Origin of the sequence: Planomonospora sp. ID82291, assembly GCF_015711645.1 — a bacterium.
Taxonomy (GTDB): domain Bacteria; phylum Actinomycetota; class Actinomycetes; order Streptosporangiales; family Streptosporangiaceae; genus Planomonospora.
The window spans coordinates 11,023-29,825 of record NZ_JABTEX010000003.1 but is presented as its reverse complement, the minus strand read 5'-3'; the positions used below and the strand labels follow the sequence as shown (position 1 = coordinate 29,825).

At 72.7% G+C, this 18,803-nt stretch carries 12 protein-coding genes; 5 read left to right on the top strand and 7 right to left on the bottom strand.

Annotated elements, in window-relative coordinates; genetic code table 11:
* Positions 1–51 precede the first annotated feature (51 nt).
* Positions 52–1,188 carry a winged helix DNA-binding domain-containing protein gene (locus HS045_RS19560; RefSeq protein WP_196452903.1) on the bottom strand — a complete coding sequence of 379 codons (1,137 nt, stop codon included), beginning with the start codon at positions 1,186–1,188 and terminating at the stop codon, positions 52–54.
* 159 nt (positions 1,189–1,347) lie between these two features.
* On the opposite strand from HS045_RS19560, the gene HS045_RS19555 reads away from it, so the two are divergent.
* Positions 1,348–2,481: an aminotransferase class I/II-fold pyridoxal phosphate-dependent enzyme gene (locus HS045_RS19555; protein WP_196452902.1), complete on the top strand. Its 1,134-nt coding sequence runs from the start codon at positions 1,348–1,350 to the stop codon at positions 2,479–2,481.
* Between the two features lie 7 nt (positions 2,482–2,488).
* Here the strand turns inward: HS045_RS19555 and HS045_RS19550 are convergent, their stop codons facing one another.
* Positions 2,489–3,028, bottom strand: a complete 540-nt coding sequence (locus HS045_RS19550; RefSeq protein WP_196452901.1) for a DinB family protein — start codon at positions 3,026–3,028, stop codon at positions 2,489–2,491.
* Between the two features lie 119 nt (positions 3,029–3,147).
* Here HS045_RS19550 and HS045_RS19545 point away from each other — a divergent pair, with 119 nt between their 5' ends.
* The gene (locus HS045_RS19545) at positions 3,148–4,347 is read left to right on the top strand and encodes a cytochrome P450 (RefSeq protein WP_196452900.1); all 1,200 of its coding nucleotides are present in this window, start codon (positions 3,148–3,150) and stop codon (positions 4,345–4,347) included.
* Positions 4,348–4,597: 250 nt separating this feature from the next.
* On the opposite strand, the gene HS045_RS19540 is transcribed toward HS045_RS19545, so the two are convergent.
* From HS045_RS19540 to HS045_RS19520, 5 genes are read right to left on the bottom strand one after another with little or no spacing between them, the layout of a single operon-like run.
* A complete protein-coding gene (locus HS045_RS19540; protein WP_196452899.1) occupies positions 4,598–5,338 on the bottom strand; it encodes a thioesterase II family protein in 741 nt (246 codons plus the stop codon).
* A gap of 13 nt (positions 5,339–5,351) precedes the next feature.
* On the bottom strand, positions 5,352–6,092 hold the full coding sequence (locus tag HS045_RS19535; RefSeq protein WP_196452898.1) for a thioesterase II family protein: 741 nt from the start codon (positions 6,090–6,092) through the stop codon (positions 5,352–5,354).
* Between the two features lie 17 nt (positions 6,093–6,109).
* Positions 6,110–7,366 carry a cytochrome P450 gene (locus HS045_RS19530; RefSeq protein WP_196452897.1) on the bottom strand — a complete coding sequence of 419 codons (1,257 nt, stop codon included), beginning with the start codon at positions 7,364–7,366 and terminating at the stop codon, positions 6,110–6,112.
* Positions 7,350–9,179, bottom strand: a complete 1,830-nt coding sequence (locus tag HS045_RS19525; RefSeq protein WP_196452896.1) for a non-ribosomal peptide synthetase — start codon at positions 9,177–9,179, stop codon at positions 7,350–7,352. Before HS045_RS19525 ends, HS045_RS19530 begins: the two co-directional genes overlap by 17 nt.
* An 8-nt stretch (positions 9,180–9,187) precedes the next feature.
* Positions 9,188–9,409: an MbtH family protein gene (locus HS045_RS19520; RefSeq protein WP_196452895.1), complete on the bottom strand. Its 222-nt coding sequence runs from the start codon at positions 9,407–9,409 to the stop codon at positions 9,188–9,190.
* Between the two features lie 136 nt (positions 9,410–9,545).
* Between HS045_RS19520 and vioC the strand changes: the two genes are divergently transcribed.
* From vioC to HS045_RS19505, 3 genes are read left to right on the top strand one after another with little or no spacing between them, the layout of a single operon-like run.
* On the top strand, positions 9,546–10,574 hold the full coding sequence (gene vioC, locus HS045_RS19515) for an arginine beta-hydroxylase, Fe(II)/alpha-ketoglutarate-dependent (RefSeq protein ID WP_196452894.1): 1,029 nt from the start codon (positions 9,546–9,548) through the stop codon (positions 10,572–10,574).
* A gap of 24 nt (positions 10,575–10,598) precedes the next feature.
* Positions 10,599–17,276, top strand: coding sequence for a non-ribosomal peptide synthetase (locus HS045_RS19510; protein ID WP_196452893.1), 6,678 nt, complete (start codon positions 10,599–10,601; stop codon positions 17,274–17,276).
* Positions 17,273–18,799 (top strand): amino acid adenylation domain-containing protein, encoded by a 1,527-nt coding sequence (locus HS045_RS19505; RefSeq protein WP_196452892.1) that lies wholly within the window; start codon positions 17,273–17,275, stop codon positions 18,797–18,799. Before HS045_RS19510 ends, HS045_RS19505 begins: the two co-directional genes overlap by 4 nt.
* Positions 18,800–18,803: the final 4 nt, after the last annotated feature.

Genomic DNA, 18,803 nt, shown 5'->3' with positions numbered 1-18,803 from the left:
TCCGGAACGTACAGATATGCCGATCGTGTCGCCTGTCACCCGAACGAGGGGCTATCCGGGAAGCAGGGTCGTCTCCAGCTCGGGCAGCTTGGCCCACCAGCGATCGTAGCGGCGGTAGGGGTGCGGCTCGCGCTCGGCCAGCAGCGCCACCAGCCCTTCGGCCTCGGCGGCGAGCCCTTCCCATGCCTCGTCGGGCAGGGGATGGAACGCGGCCGCCTCGATCCCCCCCTCGACCGTCCGCCACACGCCCGCGACGTAACCGTCGACGAGCAGCGTGGGCAGCACGTCGCCGTTGGAGCGGATGACGAACGCGCGGTAGGCGGGCGGAAGGAGACGGTCGCGGCCCGCGTGAGCGAGCAGCGTGTTGTCCCACATGGCCATCAGCCGGGGCGGCGCCGGGGTGTCCTCGGACGGGCGGGGCGCACCCGCCAGGTCCCACAGCACCTTGCCGTCGGGTCCCTCCACCTGCTCGACCTCTCCGTCCATGGCACGCAGCGCGCCCTTGACCCTGGCCTGCTGGACGAGTGCGAACTGCGCGACGTCCGCCACCGACGCCGGCCCGAACGCCTCCAGATAACGCCGCGTCAGCACCCGCAGCGCCCCGGCCGCGGCGTCCAGGTCGAGCGTGGGCCGCGGCGAGGGCGCCACGCACGACACTCGCGCGGTGAACGACCACGGCCCGCCGGTCGGCACCCGCAGCAGCGGCGTGTACGAGCGCAGGATCGCCCAGACGCCCGCCGCCGACAGGCCGCCCAGACGCGGTTCCAGCCAGCCCTTCATCTCCTCCGCGGTCCGCGGCTCGGCGGCGAACTCCAGCAGGTCCCCGACCAGGGTCCGGCCCGCCTCGACGGTGAGACCGGCGGGCGTGAAGCGGCCGTCCAGATGCGTGGCGTACATGGTCGGCTCGATGGCGTCGCGGAAGGCCGGGTAGTCGTCGGCGTGCACGGTGTGCAGCGTCATCCGCATCATCGTCCCCCGGACGACCGTGTACCCGGCGAAGGCGGCGTCGAGGTCCGCGGGGTCCAGGTCGGTGACCCGGTTCCACATCGTCAGGTACGGCGAGGCCGTCTGCTGCGCCTGCAGGGCCATCACACGGCGCACCGCCTCGGCGACGTCCAGCGGCTCCCGCCGCAGCAGCAGCTGACGATCGAGTGTGGCCCGGTTGAGCGCCCGCGCGGTGAGCTTCATTCCGGGATTGTCTCAGCCGCCGCCTCCCCGGCGGCCCCCCGCGGCTCCCCGGTAGGTCCCCAGTAGAGGGGACAGGTGGGCGACCACGACCGCGCCTAGGCTGCCGGTGCGGCGGCACTTGCCGCGAAGCCCCATGTCATGCCGCTGGGAGGGCCACAGATGATCGAGGTCGGCAACCTCACCACGATGGAAGTCGACGCGCTGACCGACGTCGACGGCGGCCTCAATCTGACCGACGGCCACGCGAGACTGGTCCTCTCCGAGCAGCAGGCGGCCGTCGTCGCGCGGATCCCCGAGATGTTCGCCGAAGCGTCCCGCCGCCCCTTCTCCAGCATCGAGCGCGAGGCGCACGGCACGTTCCTGAAGGCGATCGGGCAGCACAGCGCCCCGGTCGGCACCGGGCGCATCCTGAGCTGCTACTCCTCGACGCTCGCCACCGACATCGTGGCGCGGGCGCTGCCGGCCGGGTCGACCATCGCGGTGCTGCACCCCACCTTCGACAACATCGCCGACCTGTTCCTCACCCGCGGGCTGAAGCTGGTGCCGCTGACGGAGGAGGCGCTCCTCGACATGAACTGGCCGGGGCCGCCGGTCGACGCCGTCGTCGTGACGCACCCGAACAACCCGACCGGGCTGGTCACCCCCGAGGGCCATCTGCGGTCGCTCGCCGAGCATGCCGCACGGCACGGCCAGACGGTCATCGTGGACGCCAGCTTCCGCGGTCAGGTCCGCGACGCGCAGTACGACACCTACGCGGTCCTCGACAAGGCGGGGGCGGACTGGATCGTCATCGAGGACACCGGCAAGCTGTGGCCCACGCACGAGCTCAAGGTCGGGCTCCTGGCCTACAGCGCGCGGACGAAGCTGCCCGTCTACCGGGCGTTCTCCGAGTCGCTGCTGTCCGCCTCGCCGGTGGTCCTCCTGCTCGTCACCGGCCTCGCCCGCGACTGGGTGAGCGGCGGCTACGAGCGCGCCCGCGAACTGGTGACGCGCAACCGCGCGATCCTCCAGGAGACGATCGGCGGGGTCGACCTGCAGCTGGCCGACCCCGCCTCCCAGATCAGCGTCGCGCGGATCGCGCTTCCCGCGCACGGGCCCGACTCTTCGCTGCTGTACAAGGACATGGTCGCGCGCGGAGTCCACGTGCTGCCGTGCGCGCCGTTCCACTGGGCCGACCCGGACGGCGGCCTGCGGTTCATCCGGGTGTCGCTGGCGCGGCCGTACAGCACGGTGGAGGCGGCGGCGCGAACGCTGGTCCGGTCGTACACGGAGATGTCCGCGCGGCTGACGTGACCCCGGGCTACTCCCCCGTCTCCCCGTCCACCGACTCCCGGATGAGGTCGGCGTGACCGTTGTGGCGCGCGTACTCCTCGATCATGTGGACCACGATCCACCGCAGGCTCGGCGCCCGGCCGCCGGGCCAGGACCGCCGGGCCAGGCGGTCCAGCCCGCCGTCGCCCAGCGCCTCGGCGACCGCCTCGCGCGAGCGGTCCACGGCCTCCCGCCACAGCGCCAGCAGTTCGTCCGGGGAGTCGCCGGCGGCCGAATGCCAGTCCCAGTCGGGGTCGGCGCGCCAGTCCACCGCGTTCCACGGAGCGGACCGGTCCCGCCCGTGCAGCCACCGGGAGAACCAGTCGTCCTCCACATAGGCCAGATGCTTGAGCATCCCGCCCAGCGTCATCGACGAGGCGCCGACCGTCGCCTTCAGCCCCGCGGCGTCCAGTCCCCGGCACTTCCAGGCCAGCGTCGCACGCTGGTGGTCGAGGAACCCCAGAAGAGTCTCGGTCTCGTCGCCCGCCGGAGGAGGAAAGGGCCGTCCGTGCTCGTCCACGTCGCTCATAGGCGGCGAGTGTAGCGACTGCGGCCCTCCGCCGATCATGCTCGGGCGGTCCCGGATTCCGGGGACGCGACGAACCCGCGGCCCCGCCGTACGGTCGCCCTGACAGCAGTGGAGTGGTGATGCCGCATTACGACCCGTTCGACTTCAAGGTGCAGGAGGATCCGCACCCCGTCTACGCGTGGATGCGTGAGCACGCGCCGGTCTACCGCAACGAGGAGCGCGACTTCTGGGCGCTGTCGCGCCACGCCGACGTCCACGCCGCGCTGCGCGAGCCGCTCCGCTTCTCCAACGGCTGCGGCATCTCGCTGGAGCCGGAGCTGTGGGGACCGCAGGCGAAGAAGACGAGCCTGTTCCTGGCCATGGACCCCCCCGAGCACGGCCTGTACCGCGGCCTGGTGACATCGGCCTTCACCGCCCGCCGGGTGGCCGCGCTCGAACCCCGCATCCGCGAGCTCGCCCGCGCCCGGCTGGAGCGGCTGCGGGACGAGCCGGCGTTCGACTTCTGCGCCGACTACGCCGCCGCGCTGCCGAACGACGTCCTCTGCGAGATGCTCGGCTTCCCGCCCGACGAGTGGGACCAGGTCCGCGCTGACACCGACCTGCTGAACCACCACGTGGACGGCTCGGACGGCCGCAGCCCGGAGTCGGCGATGGCCGCCCTGCGCCTGGCCGGCCGCTTCGTCCCCCTGGTCGCCTCGCTGCGCCGCCGCCCCGGCGGCGACCTGACCTCGGCCATGATCGAGGCGGAGGTCGACGGGGCCAGGCTCACCGACGCGCAGATCGTCGCGTTCCTGTTCGTGATGATCGGCGCGGGCAACGAGTCCACCGGCAAGACGCTCGGCAACGCCTGGTACCACGGCTGGCTCCGGCCGGACGTGCAGCGGGCGGGGCTCAACGGGCGGGCCGACGCCTGGGCCGGCGAGACGCTGCGCTACGACTCCTCCAGTCAGATGGTGGCGCGCGTGCTCACCGAGGAGACCGTCGTCCACGGCGTCCGACTGCCCGAAGGCGCCCGGATCGCGCTCCTGCCCGCCTCCGCCAACCGGGACCGGAGGGTCTTTCCCGACCCCGACGCCTTCGACCTGGACCGCGACACCAGGCGGATGATCAGCTTCGGCCACGGACCGCACCACTGCCTCGGTGCGGCGCTGGCCCGGCTCGAGATGCGGATCGCGCTGGAGGAGATCGGAGCGCTGATCTCGGAATACGAGATCGATCCGGCCGGTGCGCGGCGGGCGCACTCGCCTCACCAGTGCGGGTTCACCTCGCTGCCCTGCACGGTGACCCGCCGCCGCGCTCCCCGGCCTCCCCGAGGGTGAGGCGGCCTCCCGGAGGGTGAGGCGGCCCGGTCGCACCCGCGCGCACGGCACGGTCCGGCCGGCCTGGTCGGCACGGCCCGCTCGTCGTCCGCTCAGGACCGTCCGCTCGTCGTCCGCTCGTCGTCCGCTCAGGACCGTCCGCTCGTCGTCCGCTCGTCGTCCGCTCAGGACCGTCCGCTCGTCGTCCGCTCGTCGTCCGCTCAGGACCGTCCGCTCGTCGTCCGCTCGTCGTCCGCTCAGGACCGTCCGCTCACGCGAGGTCGTGGCTGATCGTCCTGATCACCTGCTGCTCGCCGTCGAAATCGAAGAAGTGCCCGCCGGGCACCGGGTCGAGGTCGAAGCGCGCCGAGGTCTCCGCGCGCCAGCCGTCCATCCGCGGCGGGGGCGACTCGGCGTCCTCGGTGCCGGCGAAGGCCCGGATCGGCATCTCCAGCGGCTTGTCCGGGTGGAAGCCGTGCGTGCTCAGCACGGTGAGGTCGGCGCTCAGCGTGGGCAGCAGGCCCGCGAGCAGCTCGGGCTCGGCGAGCACCTCGGCCGGCGTGCCGCCCATCTCGCGCACGTAGCCCTCCAGCCCGTCGTCGCGGCCCTCCCACGCCCAGGTGCCGTCGTCCAGGCAGGGGGCGATGCTGGCCGCCACGAACAGCATGCGCGGCGACGGCAGCGCGCGGTCCCGCAACTCGTGCGCGAGCGCCCAGGCCACCCGCGCCCCCATGCTGACGCCGTAGCAGGCGAACGGGCGGTCGAGCAAGGGCGTGATCACCGCGATGAGCTCGTCCACGAGCGGCGCCATCCGGTCGAAGGGCGGCTCGGCGAACCGGTCGGCCCGGCCCGGGAGCTGCACCGCGATCGGCTCGACGTAGCCCGGCATGAGCTGCGGCCAGTGCCGGTACATCGCCGCGCCGCCGCCGGCGTGGTGGAAGCACAGGAGCCGGACCTCGGCGGGCGCGCCGCGCCCGAAACGCTTCAGCCAGCGGGGGTCACCGTCGCGCACGCGCCTGTCCTCCCTACGCCGTCCCGAGCCCGGAGCACATCACGTCCAGCAGATCCTCGGGCGCCTCGATGAAGCGGTGGTGGCGTCCGTCCAGGAGCACCGAGGTCGTCTCACCGCACTCCCCCCATCCGCCCATGGTGGAGAACGGGATCTCGTCGTCCTCGGTCCAGCCGATCACCGTGATCGGGCAGGACAGCCGGTACGGCTCAGGCATCACATACCGTTTGTTGGTCTCGACATCGGCCCGCAGCACCTCCAGGTAGAGCTCGATCAGCTCCGCGCCGGGCTTGCCCCCGAGCTGTGTGATCAGCTTCGCCAGCTCGGCGCCGAGCTCGGCGTCGTCCATGGACAGGAACCGGCCGGCGGGCCCGTCCTGAGGGGCGACCTCCGAGGAGACGTAGACCCGGGCGGGCGCGGGCATGCCGCTCCTGATCAGCTCCGCCGACACCTCGTAGGCCGCCAGCGCGGACCCGCAGTGGCCGAAGAAGCCGAACGGCACGTCGAGATGGTCTCCGAGCCCGATCACCATGCTCTTGGCGAGCTCCTGGTAGGTCTCGAAGTTCGGTTCGGCGAAGCGGGTCTCGTGGCCGGGCAGCTCGACCGGCAGGAACTCGACGCCGGCGCGCCGCCGCGGCCACTGGCGGTACATGCTGGCGCCGCAGCCCGAATACGGGATCAGGAAGATCCGGCCGGTCGCCGTGGCCGACGGCTCGTGCGGCAGCCATGGATTGCGGCGCTTCGGACGATTCGCCATGTGCGGCCCTCCGGGAATCAGACCGTCTTAGCGGTGATCGGCAGGTGTTTGTAGCCGGAGATGAAGTTGGAGTGCAGGCGGATCGGTTCACCGGCCGGCTCGAAGGCGGTGAAGCGCGACAGCAGCTCGTCGAACAGGATCCGCAGGGTGACCCGGGCGACGGTGTGGCCGACGCAGTAGTGCGGGCCGATCCCGAAGGCGACGTGCTTGTTGGGCTTGCGGCGCAGGTCGAACGTCTCGGCGTCCGGGAAGACCTCCGGATCTCGGTTGGCCGCGCCGAGCCAGGTGACCACCGCCTGACCCGCCTTGATCTCGGTACCGCGCACCTCGGTGTCGTGGACGGCGTACCTCATGAAGTGGCTGACCGGGGAGCCCAGACGCAGGCCCTCCTCGACCGCGGTGGGGGTGACGCTCAGGTCGGCCGCCCACCGGTCCAGCAGGCCGTCGCCGATGTGCTCGGCCATCATGTGGTTCGGCGAGTGCGGGGTGGTGACCACCGCCCCCAGCAGCACGCTGTAGCAGTTGGACATGACCTCGCCGGGCGACATGGTGCGCCCGTCCACCTCAGTGGTGATCAGGATGCTGATGAGGTCGTCGCCGAGGTTGCGGCGGCGTTCCCGGTAGATGTCCTGGAAGTAGGCGAACAGCTCGCGGTGCGCCCGGTCGAGGGTGGCCTGCGCGCCGCCGGGCACCCGATACTCCGGATCCTCGGCCGCGATCGAGGCGTTGAGCAGGTGGCCGAGCATCGGCCAGTCGGCTCTCGGCAGCCCCATGGACTCGCCGCCCACCGCGACCGGCAGGGCCAGCATCGCCTGGGCGAAGTCGAACGGGCCGCCGTCGGCGAGCGGGGAGATCACCTCCAGGACCAGGTCGCGGATCAGGTCCCGCTGCGCTTCGATGGACTTGATGGCCAGCGCCTTCTGCAGGCGGGCCCGCATGACCGTGTGCCGGGGCGGGTCGGTCGCGGCGATCTGGCGACCGCCCGCCGGGTCCTCGACGCCGAGGATGTTCAGCAGCGTGCCGCGTTCGGAGGTGAACGTGTGGGCGTCGCGCAGCACCCGATCGGCGTCGTGGTACTTCACCACCGACCAGAACCCGTTCCGCTCGTCGACCTGCTCCCACTCCAGGCGATCCAGGTTCCGCAGGTCCTTCCACTTCTCCCGGAAGCGGAAGTCGAGGCCGGCGTAGAGCAGCGGGTCGGCCAGCCCTCGCGCGGCCGCGCCGACGGGACAGCCGGGCGCGGCCTGCTCGTCGGCCCTACGGGGTTGCTGCATCCGCGCCTTCCTTCCTGGTCGTGCCGGGCCGCTGCTTCAGTCGCAGCTCCTCGGCGAGGGCGGCGATCGTCGGCCGCAGGTAGAGGATGCGGGCCGGCAGGTTGACGTCGAACTCGGCCTGCAGCGCGGACAGCAGCTCGGCGGCCAGCAGCGAGTGCCCGCCCAGGTCGAAGAAGTTGTCGTCCACCCCGATCGGCTCGATGTCCAGCGCGTCGCTCCAGATCTCGGCCAGGCGGCGCTCGACCGGGCGGCTCGGCTCGACGTAGTCGTTCCAGACGTTGCGCGGGATCTTCTCGCTGGGCAGCGCCGAGCGGTTCACCTTGCCGTTGGGGTTGAGCGGGATGTCGCTCACCACGATGACGGCCCACGGCACCAGGTGGGCGGCCACGGTCGCCAGCAGTCTCTCCCGCAGCGCCGTGCCGAAAGAGGCCCACTCGGCCGGATCCATACCGCCCACGGCCACATAGGCGATCAGCCGGGTGTCACCGGCCCCGTTGGTACGGGTGAGGACGGCGGCCTGCTCGACGCCCGGCTGGCTCAGCAGCTCCATCTCCACCGTGCTCAGCTCGACCCGGTAGCCGCGGATCTTGACCTGCCGGTCGGAGCGGCCGAGGAAGTCCAGCACGCCGTCCTCGGTCCAGCGGGACAGATCACCGGTGCGGTACATGCGGCTGCCCGGCGGCCTGGACGGATCGGGGTCGGCGACGAAGCGCTCAGCCGTGGCGCCGGGCCGGTTGAGGTAGCCGATGGCGACGCCGTCGCCGCCCACCCACAGCTCACCGACCTCCCCGTGCGCGACCTCGTTCAACCGCCCGTCGAGGACCCTGCCCGTGCTGCCGTCGACGGGCACGCCGATCGGCACCCGTACGGCGTCGCCGCCGGTGCGGGTGGTCCAGCACGTGCTGAACGTGGTGTTCTCCGTCGGTCCGTAGCCGTTGGTGAAGATCAAGCCGGGGTAGGCGGCCGTCACCCGCCGCACGTGCGCGGGAGACAGGACATCGCCTCCGGCCAGCAGGTGGCGGATGCCGGACAGCCCGTCGAGATGGTGGGTGACGATCTTGTGGAACAGGCCTGTCGTCAGCCACAGCACCGTGACGCCCTCGTCGCGGAGCGTCGCGGTGATCTCTTCGAGGTCGGCGTGCCCGGTCGGCGCGAGCGCGAGCCTGCACCCCTTCACCAGCGGCATCCATATCTCGAAGGTGGAGACGTCGAAACCGACCCGGGTGAGCTGCAGGAAGACGTCGTCGTCGCGGACGTCGATCCAGGTGGGGGCGTTGACCAGCCGCCAGACCGCGCGGTGGGAGACGACGACGCCCTTGGGCTCGCCGGTGGAGCCCGAGGTGTAGCAGACGTAGGCGGGGGTGTCGGGGTGGAACCGCTCGGGTGCTCCGGCGCGCTCCGGCGCCGGCGCCTCGGTCATGTCGGGCTCGACGTAGAGGACGTGCTCCACGTCGGGCGCCTGCTCTCGGAAGCGCGAGCCGACGACGGCGAAACGCGCCCGCGCGTCGCACACGATCCGCGCCCGCTGGCCGGACGGCTCCGCGGGGTCGAGATAGAGGTAGGCGCCGCCCGCCTTGAGGATCGCGGTCAGGGTGACGATGAGCTCCGGCGTGCGGCCCAGGACCACCACGACCACCGACCCGCCGCCGACCCCGGCCGTCCGCAGGCGCTGCGCCAGGGCGTCCGCGGCTTCGTCGAGCCTCCGGAAGGTCAGGGTGCCGCCGCGGAAACCGACCGCGACCCGGTCAGGCGTGCGCGCGGCCTGCTCGGCCACCATCTCGTGGACGCACCGCGGTGCTCCTGCGTCGGTCATCGCCACTCCTAGTCGTGGGCGGTGCCCGCGAGGTGCTCGCGACGGGCGCTGCGCGGGCGCAGGTCCGTCCAGTTGGCCTCGATGTAGTCCAGGCACGCCTGGCGTGTGTCCTCTCCGTGCACGACCCTCCACCCGGCCGGGACGTCCAGCGCCGCCGGCCACAGGGAGTGCTGGTCCTCGTCGTTGACGAGCACGGTGAAGCTGCCCTCGGGGTCATCGAACGGGTTCATGACGTCCTCTCCTTACGCTCCACCAGCAAAGCTAACGAGGACGGCGCTCACCCGGATGTCCCCTCTAACGGGGACCCATACGGGACGTGAATGGCTCCTACACTCCGGAATGTCACCGATACGGAAGGACGCTGCGGTGCACCGCTTGACGCTGACGCCGGAGGACAACGCGGAGCTGTCTCCGCTGGTCGCCGAAATCACCAAAGCCTACGACACGATCGAGAACCCCGAGCTGATCCGCCGGGCGCCGGTGCTCGCCCGCTCTCTGCCGATCCACCTGCTGGAGTTCCTGGAGGAGTACCGGATCGGAGAGCCGTCGGCCCTATGCGTGATCTCCGGGCTCGACGTCGACGAGTCGCGGCTCGGCCCCACCCCGGAGCACTGGCGCGACAGCCAGTACGACTCGTCGGCCTTTCCGCAGGAGGTGGTCTTCCTGCTGTGCGCCTCCGTGCTCGGCGACGTGTTCGGCTGGGCGACCCAGCAGGACGGCCGCATCATGCACGACGTCCTTCCCATCAAGGGGCACGAGCACTACGAGATCGGCTCCAACAGCCTGCAGCACCTGTCGTGGCACACCGAGGACGCGTTCCATCCCTGCCGGGGCGATTACGTGGCGCTGATGTGCCTGAAGAATCCGGACGCGGTGGAGACGATGGTCTGCGACGCCGCCGACCTCGACTGGTCGGCCGTGGACGTCGAGGCGCTGTTCGCCGCCGAGTTCACCCAGATGCCCGACAACTCGCACCAGCCGCAGAACGCCGCCGTATCCACCGGCGACCCGACCATCGACCGGCTGCGGGCCAGGAGCTTCGCGCTCATCCAGTCGTGGAACGACCACCCGGTGAAGCGGCCGGTCCTGTTCGGCGACCGCACGCAGCCGTACATGGCGCTCGACCCGTACCACATGAAGACCGACGGCTGGCCGGAGCCGTCGCTGCGCGCCTTCCAGGGGCTGTGCGACCAGATCGAGGCCAACATGAAGGACGTGCGCCTGCGGCCCGGCGACTGCGTGTTCATCGACAACTTCCGGGCCGTGCACGGCCGCAGGTCGTTCCGCCCCCGCTACGACGGGTCGGACCGGTGGCTCAAGCGGCTCAACGTCACCCGCAACATCCGCGGCTCTCGCGCATGGCGGCCGGCTGCCGACAACCGCATCATCTACTGAACCCCGCCGCGGAGGACAGGGCCCGTGATCAGAGACGACTTCCCCGACGTCCGCACGATTGCCGAGGTGGAGACGCTGGCGTGGCTGCTCCGGTGGCGGGCCGCACGCCGGCCTGAGCGGGTCGGCCATGTCTTCCTCGCCGAGGACGGCACCGAGAGCCCCCTCACCTACGGCGAGCTGGACCTGCGGGCCCGCGCGATCGCGGTCCGGCTGCGGCGGGCGGGTGTCGCCGAGGGCGAGCGGGCGCTGCTGCTCTACCCCCCCGGCCCCGACTTCCTCGCGGCGTTCTTCGGCTGCCTTTACGCCGGCGTGGTCGCCGTCCCCGCGTTCCCCCCCGACCCGCTCCGGTTCGATCGCACGCTGCCGCGGCTGCTGGCGACCGCGGCGGACGCCGAGCCGAGCGTGGTGCTGACCATCACGCCGCTGCTGGCCCTGCCCGGCGGCCTGCCCGGCGGCCTGCCCGGCGGCCTGCCCGGCGGCCTGCCCGGACCGGCGGCCTGGATCGCGACCGACGCGCTCCCTTCGGATGACGCGGCCTCGTGGACCCCGCCCGGGGCGGACGCCTCCTCCACCGCCGTGCTGCAGTACACCTCCGGCTCCACCTCCGAGCCGAAGGGCGTGATCCTCTCCCACGGCAACCTGCTGCACAACTCCCGGCTCATTCACAGGTTCTTCGGCACCACCGCCGACAGCCGCGGCATGAGCTGGCTGCCCCCCTACCACGACATGGGCCTGATCGGCGGATTGCTCCAGCCGCTGTTCGCGGGCTTCCCGGTGTGGCTGATGTCCCCTCTGGACTTCCTGCGCCGGCCGTTGAGCTGGCTGGAGACGCTGTCGCGGGTGGGCGTGACGGTCAGCGGCGGCCCCAACTTCGCCTACGACCTGTGCGTCCGCAAGACGACGGCGAGCGAGCGGGAACGGCTGGACCTGAGCTCGTGGCGGGTGGCCTTCAACGGCGCCGAGCCGATCCGGCGCGCCACCCTGGAGCGTTTCGCCGAGGCCTTCGCCCCCGCCGGTTTCGTCGCGGAGGCGTTCTTCCCCTGCTACGGCCTCGCCGAGGCCACGCTCATCGTCAGCGGCGGCTTCGCCTCGTCCGTACGGGACCAGGTCGGCAGCGGCCGCGGTGCGCCCGACCAGCGGCTCGAGATCGTCGACCCCGACACGCGCCGCCCCTGCCCGCCCGGCCGGGTGGGCGAGGTGTGGGTGCGGGGCCCGAGTGTGGCCGACGGGTACTGGGGCCGCCCGGAGCTGAGCCGCGAGGTCTTCCAGGCGCGGATGGCGGGCTCCGACGGCCCCGGATTCCTGCGGACCGGCGACCTCGGTTTCCTGCGCGACGGCGAGCTCGTGGTCACCGGGCGCATCAAGGACCTGATCATCATCCGGGGCCGCAACCACCACCCGCAGGACCTTGAGGCCACCGCCGAGCGGGCTCACCCCGCGCTGCGGCCCGGCGGGGCCGCCGCCTTCCTGGCCGAGGACGAGCACGGGGAGCGTCTGACCCTCGTGCACGAACTCGCCCGGAACACGGGCGGCGCGGGCGACACAGGCGGCACAGGCGGCACAGGCGGCACAGGCGGCGCGGACGTCGCCACCGTCGCCCGGGAGGTCCGCCGCCGGGTCGCGGAGGAACACGGGGTGACCGTCGACCTGGTCGTGCTGATCCCGGCCGGGGCCCTGCCCAAGACCACGAGCGGCAAAGTACGGCGCGACGCCTGCCGTCAGCGGCTCCTGGCGGGGGACCTGCCGGAGATCGGCCGGAGCGGAGGCGGCTCCGGTCCCCCGGACCGGGCGGACGATGCACCGGCCCTGGACGACGACGCAGCGGTCCTGAACCGGGAGGCGCTGCTCGCCATGCCCGCCGACCGGCGTGCCCGCGCCGTCGAAGGGTACCTGCGCGCCCGGCTGGCCGCGCTCTGCGCCGTGCCCGCCGCCGACCTCACGCCGGATCTGCCGCTGCCGGCCGCCGGGCTGGACTCGCTGGGCGCGCAGCAGCTCCGGCAGGAGATCGAGACAGGGCTGGGACTGCGCCTTCCGCTCGCCGACGTCCTCAGCGGGGCCCCGCTGTCGGAGGTCGCCTCCCGGATCACCGCGTCCGCCGGTGACGCCGCCGCCGTACCGGGCCCGCCCGCCCGGACGGCGGCGGCGTCACCGGCGGGCCTCACGCCCGGCCAACGCACCCTGTGGCTGCTGCAGCAGCTCGCGCCGGAGAGCACCGCGCACACCACGGTGGCGGCCTTCCGGCTGACCGGCCCGCTCGACCCGTCGGCGCTGCGGGGGGCCTTCGAGGCGCTCGTGTCCCGGCACGACGCGCTGCGGGCCGTGTTCGCCGGCAGAGACGGCGAACCGGTGCGGATGATCCGGCCGGACCTGCCCGGGTCCTTCGAGCGCATCGAAGCGGACGGGCTCGACGACGAGGCGCTGGCGGCGCGGCTGGCCGAGGACGCGCACCGGCCCTTCGACCTCGCCTCCGGCCCGCTCGTGCGGCTGCGCCTGTACCGGCGTGCGGACGACGAGCACGTGGCGCTGGTGACGGCGCACCACATCGTGACCGACTTCTGGTCGACGATGATCCTCGGCCGGGAGCTCGCGGCGCTGTACACGGAGCGGACCGGCGGCCCGCCCGCGGAGCTCGCCCCGCCGGGCGCGGACGTCGAGGACGTCCTCGCATGGCAGGACGCGCTGATCGCCGGCCCGGCCGGACGTGAGCTGGAACGCTACTGGGAACGGCAGGCGGGCGAGGGCGCTCCCCCGATGGAGCTCTCGCCGCGCGGTTCGGCGGGTGCGTCGAGCCGCGGTCAGGTCCGGCGCTTCCGCATGAGCGACGCGCTGGCCCGCAGGCTGAAGCGGTGCGCCGCCGCCGAGGGCGTGACGCTCAACGTGCTGCTGCTCACCGGCTACCAGGCGCTCCTGCACCGGCTCACCGGCCAGGACGACATCGTGGTCGGCACACCGGTGGCCGCACGCACCCGCCCGGGTTTCGCGGAGATCGTCGGCTACCTCATGAACCCGGTGCCGATCAGGAGCCGCGCCGACGGGTCGCCGACCTTCCGGCGGCTCCTGGAGCAGACCAGGAGCCGGATCATCGGCGCGATCGAGCACCAGGACCTGCCCAGCGCGCTCTTGGCCGAGCGGCACGCCGCCGCACGCCGGGGGCTGTTCCAGACGATGTTCGTCTTCAACCAGCCGAGCGCGGCCGACCTGTCGTGCTTCCCCGCGGTGCTGCTCGGGCACCCGGGGGTGCGGAGGCCGTTCGGCGGCGGCCTGGTGGCCGAGTCGCTGCCGGTCGAGTTCCGGGAGAGCGCGTTCGACGTGGAGCTGTCGCTCTCCGAGATCGACGGGGGGATCCACGGACTGCTCCGCTACCGGACCAGCGTGTTCGACGGTCCGGAGGCGCAGCGGTTCACCGAGAGGTTCCTGTCCCTGCTGGAGGCCGCCGCCACCGACCCGGGAGCCCGGCTCGGCACGCTGCTGCCCGCGACGGGCGCTGAGCGCGTCCGGGTCCTGGAGGAGTGGAACGCCACGGAACGCGCCCTGGACACGGGCGCGACCGTGGCGGAGCTGTTCGAGCGCCAGGCCCGCCGTACCCCTGACGCGACCGCCATCGCGGCGGGCGGCGAGCGGGTGTCGTACCGGGAACTGGACGAGCGCGCCGACCGGCTCGCGCACCTGCTCGGCGAGAGGGGGGTCGGTCCGGGCGACCGGGTCGGGATCCACCTGGACAGAGGCCCGGCCGTGTTCGAGGCGCTGCTCGCGGTCCTCAAGGCGGGTGCGGCCTATGTCCCGCTCGATCCGCTCAACCCGCCGGAGCGCGTCGCCGCCGCCTTCGCCGACGCTTCCGTGGGAGCCGTCCTGAGCGAGCGCGGCCTGGCGGGCAGGCTGCCCGGCTCGAAGCCGCCGGTGATCCTGCTCGACGGGGACCGGCCGGAGATCCTGCGGCGGCCCGCGACGGCGCCGCGCGCCGAGCCCGGTGACGCGGCGTACGTCATCTACACCTCGGGCTCGACGGGGACGCCCAAGGGCGTGGAGGTGCCGCACGCGGCCCTGACCAACCACACGCTGCACGCCGCCGAGATGTACGGCATCGGCCCCGGCGACCGGGTCCTGCAGTTCGCCTCGATCGGGTTCGACGCCAGCGCCGAAGAGATCTACCCCGCACTCGTCCGGGGCGCCTGCCTCGTTCCGCGCACCGACCGCATGCTCGCCGACCCGGCCGGGTTCCTGCGCGCGTGCGCGGCGGAGGGGGTGACCGTGCTCGACCTGCCCACGGGGTTCTGGCACGACCTCGTCGGCGCGCTCGAGGACGGCGGCGCCGTACTGCCCGGAACGCTCAGGCTCGTCGTCATCGGCGGCGAGCGCGCGCTGCCGGACCGGGTCGCCGCCTGGCACGAGCGGGTCGGCGGCGGAGTGCGGCTCGTCAACACCTACGGGCCCACCGAGGCGACCGTCGTGGCCACGGCCGGCGAGCTGACCGGGGCCGGAGCGTCCATCGGCCGCCCGATCGCCAACGTCCGCGCCTACGTGCTCGACGACGCGTGCCGGCCGGTGCCCGCCGGCGTGGTGGGCGAGCTGTACCTCGGCGGCACCGGGCTGGCCCGCGGTTACCTGAACCGGCCCGGTCTGACCGCGGAGCGGTTCGTGGCCGACCTGTTCGGCCCCGCGGGCGGGCGGCTGTACCGCACGGGCGACCTGGTCAGGCATCTTCCCGACGGCTCGCTCGCGTTCGTCGCACGCGCCGACCGCCAGATCAAGCTGAACGGCTACCGCGTCGAACCGGGCGAGATCGAGTCGGCGCTGCGCCGGCTGCCCGGCGTCGCCGACGCGGCCGTGGTGCGGCGGGACGCCCCCGGCCGGCTGCTCGCCTACGTGACGCCGGCCGGAGCGGCGACTCCGCCGGCCGAGGAGTTGCGCGCGTCGCTCTGCGCCGTCCTGCCCAGGTACATGGTTCCCACCCACTACGTCTCCCTGCCCGCGCTCCCCCGAACCGTCAACGGGAAGATCGACTATGCCGGGCTGCCCGCGGCCGACCCCGCCCCCGTGCAGGAGGGCCCCGCCGAGCCGCCGCGCACGCCGGAGGAGTCCGCGCTGGCCGCGATCTGGCGCGAGGTGCTGAACGTGCCGGAGGTCGGCAGGAACGACGACTTCTTCGCGCTGGGCGGCCACTCTCTGCTGGCCACCAAGGTGCTGGCCCGGGTGGCCGACACGCTCGGTCTCGACCTGCCGTTGCGCGCGGTCTTCGAGTCGCCCACGCTCGCCGCCCTCGCCGCCCGCCTCCCCGACGCCCCGCCCGCCCGGTCCGAACGGGTGCCGCGAGCCCCGCGGGACCGGCCGCTGCCGCTGTCCTTCGTCCAGGAGCGCATCTGGTTCCTGCAGCAGGTCGAGCCGGACAGCACCAACTACAACGTGCCCCGCGCCCTGCGCCTGCGGGGGAAGGTGGACCTGGAGACGGTCACCCGGGCGCTGGCCGACCTCGAGGAGCGGCACGAGATCCTCCGTACGACCTTCCCCGACTTCGACGGCGAGCCGGTGCAGCAGGTCCACGAGCCGCGCGGCATCCCGGTGACGACGCTGGACCAGACCGGGCTGCCCGAGCATGAGCGCGACGCCTGGATCCGCGAGTACATCTTGACCGCCGGGCAGGAGCCGTTCGACCTGGCGGAGGGCCCGCTGCTCCGGGTCTCGCTGGTCCGCCTGACGCCCGAGGAGTACGTGCTGGTCGTCGTGGAGCATCACATGATCCACGACGGGTGGGCGCAGGGGGTGTTCCTCCGCGACTTCCTGGAACTGTACGAGGCGCACGCCACCGGCCGCGAGCCGCGCCTGCCCGAGCTGCCCGTCCAGTACGCCGACTTCGCGGTCTGGCAGCGCCGCGCGATCGAGGGCGGGCGGCTGACGACCCTGCTGGACTTCTGGCGCCGCCGGCTCGACGGCGCACCGCCCCTGCTGCGGCTCAGAACCGACCGCGACAGACCTGAGGTGCCGACCCTGCGCGGCGGTGAAGAGACCTTGGTCATCGGGGGGGACCTCGCGCGGGAGCTGCGCGACCTGGGGCGGGACCGCGACGCCACCCTGTTCATGACGATGTTCGCGGCGTTCGCGATGATGCTGTACGGCGACGGCCGCCAGCAGGACATCGTCATCGGCAGCGGCATCGCCAACCGGCAGCGGACCGAGCTGGAGAACCTGCTCGGCATGATGATCAACACCGTGCTGCTGCGCGTGGACCTGTCCGGGGAGCCGACGTTCCCGGAGCTGCTGGAGCGGGTACGGGGCACCTGCCTGGAGGCCTACGCCCACCAGGACATGCCGTTCGAGAAGCTGGTCGAGCACCTGCGACCGGTGCGGAGCCTGAGCCGCACCCCGCTGTTCCAGGTGATGTTCAGCTTCCTGGACACGCCGATGCCGACGCTGCGGCTGCCAGGGGTGCGGCTGGAGGTCCTCAACGCGCACAACCGCTCGGCCAAGTTCGACCTGAACGCGGTGATCATCCCGCATGCCGAGAACCGTTTCCAGGACGCCGGGACCGAGTCGCGCGAGGAGACGATCACGGTGCTGCTGGAGTACAGCACCGACCTGTTCGACGCGGCGACCGTGCGCGGGATGCTGGACCGCTACCTCGCGCTGCTGCGGGCGATCGTCACGCGGCCGGAGGCGTCCGTGGAGGAGCTGGTGGCGCCGGCGGCGGACGACAGGGTACCGCTGTGAGCGGCTCCCCTCCCCCCGCCGCACCGGCTGATCGGCTCCGTGCCGCCGTGCCGGACGGCTCGGTCCCGGCGCTGTTCGCGGAGGTCAGCGCGCGGCAGCCGGAGCGGGTCGCGGTCGTGTGCGGTGAGCGCAGCCTGACGTACGGCGAGCTGAACGCGGCAGCCCGCTCACTCGCCGCCGAACTCGTGCGCCAGGGTGTCGAGCGCGGGGAACCGGTGGGCCTGCGGGTGAGCCGGTCCGCCGACGTTCCGGTGGCCGTGCTCGGGATCATGCTGGCCGGCGCCGCGTACGTACCCCTCGATCCCCAGCACCCGGCCGAGCGGCTGCGGCTCATGGTGGAGGAGTCCGGGATCCGGTACGTGGTGGGCGGTGAAGGCATGGCCGTCCAGCGCAGCGTGCCGGTCCGCGGCCACGGCCCGGCCCCGGCGGGCGGCCTGCCCCCGCTGTCCTCCGGCGACCTCGCCTACGTGATCTACACCTCCGGCTCCACCGGGCGGCCGAAGGGCTGCGTCATCACCCATGCGAACGTCCTGAGCCTGCTCGCGGGCGCGCTGCCGCTCTTCGACGTCGGGGCCGACGACCGGTGGACCCTGTTCCACTCGATCAACTTCGACTTCTCGGTGTGGGAGCTGTGGGGGGCGCTGGTCACAGGCGGAACCCTGGTGATCGTGGACGCCGAGACCTCCGTGGACCCGGAGGAGTTCCTGGAGCTGCTGATCCGGGAGCGGGTGAGCGTGCTCAACCAGGTGCCTCCGGTCTTCCGCGTGCTGGCGGAGGCGCACGCCGACGCGGGACACCCGCCGCTGGCGCTGCGTTACGTGATCTTCGGCGGGGACGCCGTGGACCTCGACGTCACGGCCGCCTTCCTGGACGCGCTGCCCGAGAACGCCAGGCCTGTGGCGGTCAACATGTACGGCATCACCGAGACCACCGTGCACGTCACCTACAAGGAGCTCGGTCCGGACGTCCTGCGCGGCTCCGACCGGTCGCCGATCGGCCGCCCGCTCCCGCATCTGGACGTCGTGCTGCGGGACGAGGCCGGTGTGGAGGTGCCGGAAGGCGAGGTCGGTGAGATGTGGGTCTCCGGCGGCGGGGTCGGCGCGGGTTATCTGCGCCGGGACGACCTGACGGCCGAGCGGTTCGTCGTCGTCGACGGCGTGCGCTGCTACCGGTCCGGAGACCTGGCGCGCCGGACGGCCGGCGGCGAGCTGCAGTATCTCGGGCGGGCCGACCGGCAGGTGAAGCTGCGCGGGCTGCGCGTCGAACTCGGGGAGATCGAGGCGGTGCTGCGGAGGTGCACGGGGGTGCGGGACGCCGTGGCGCGGCTGGTCACCGACCGCGCGCTGGGGGATCTCCTGGTCGCCTATGTGGTGGCCGGCGACGACTACGACGCCCGGCGGGTGCGCGAGGAGTGCGGGATGTCGTTGCCCGCCTACATGGTGCCCGCCCGCTACGAGACCCTGGCGGCGATTCCGCTCTCCTTCACCGGCAAGGTCGACCGGGCGGCTCTGCCGTACCCCTGAGGGA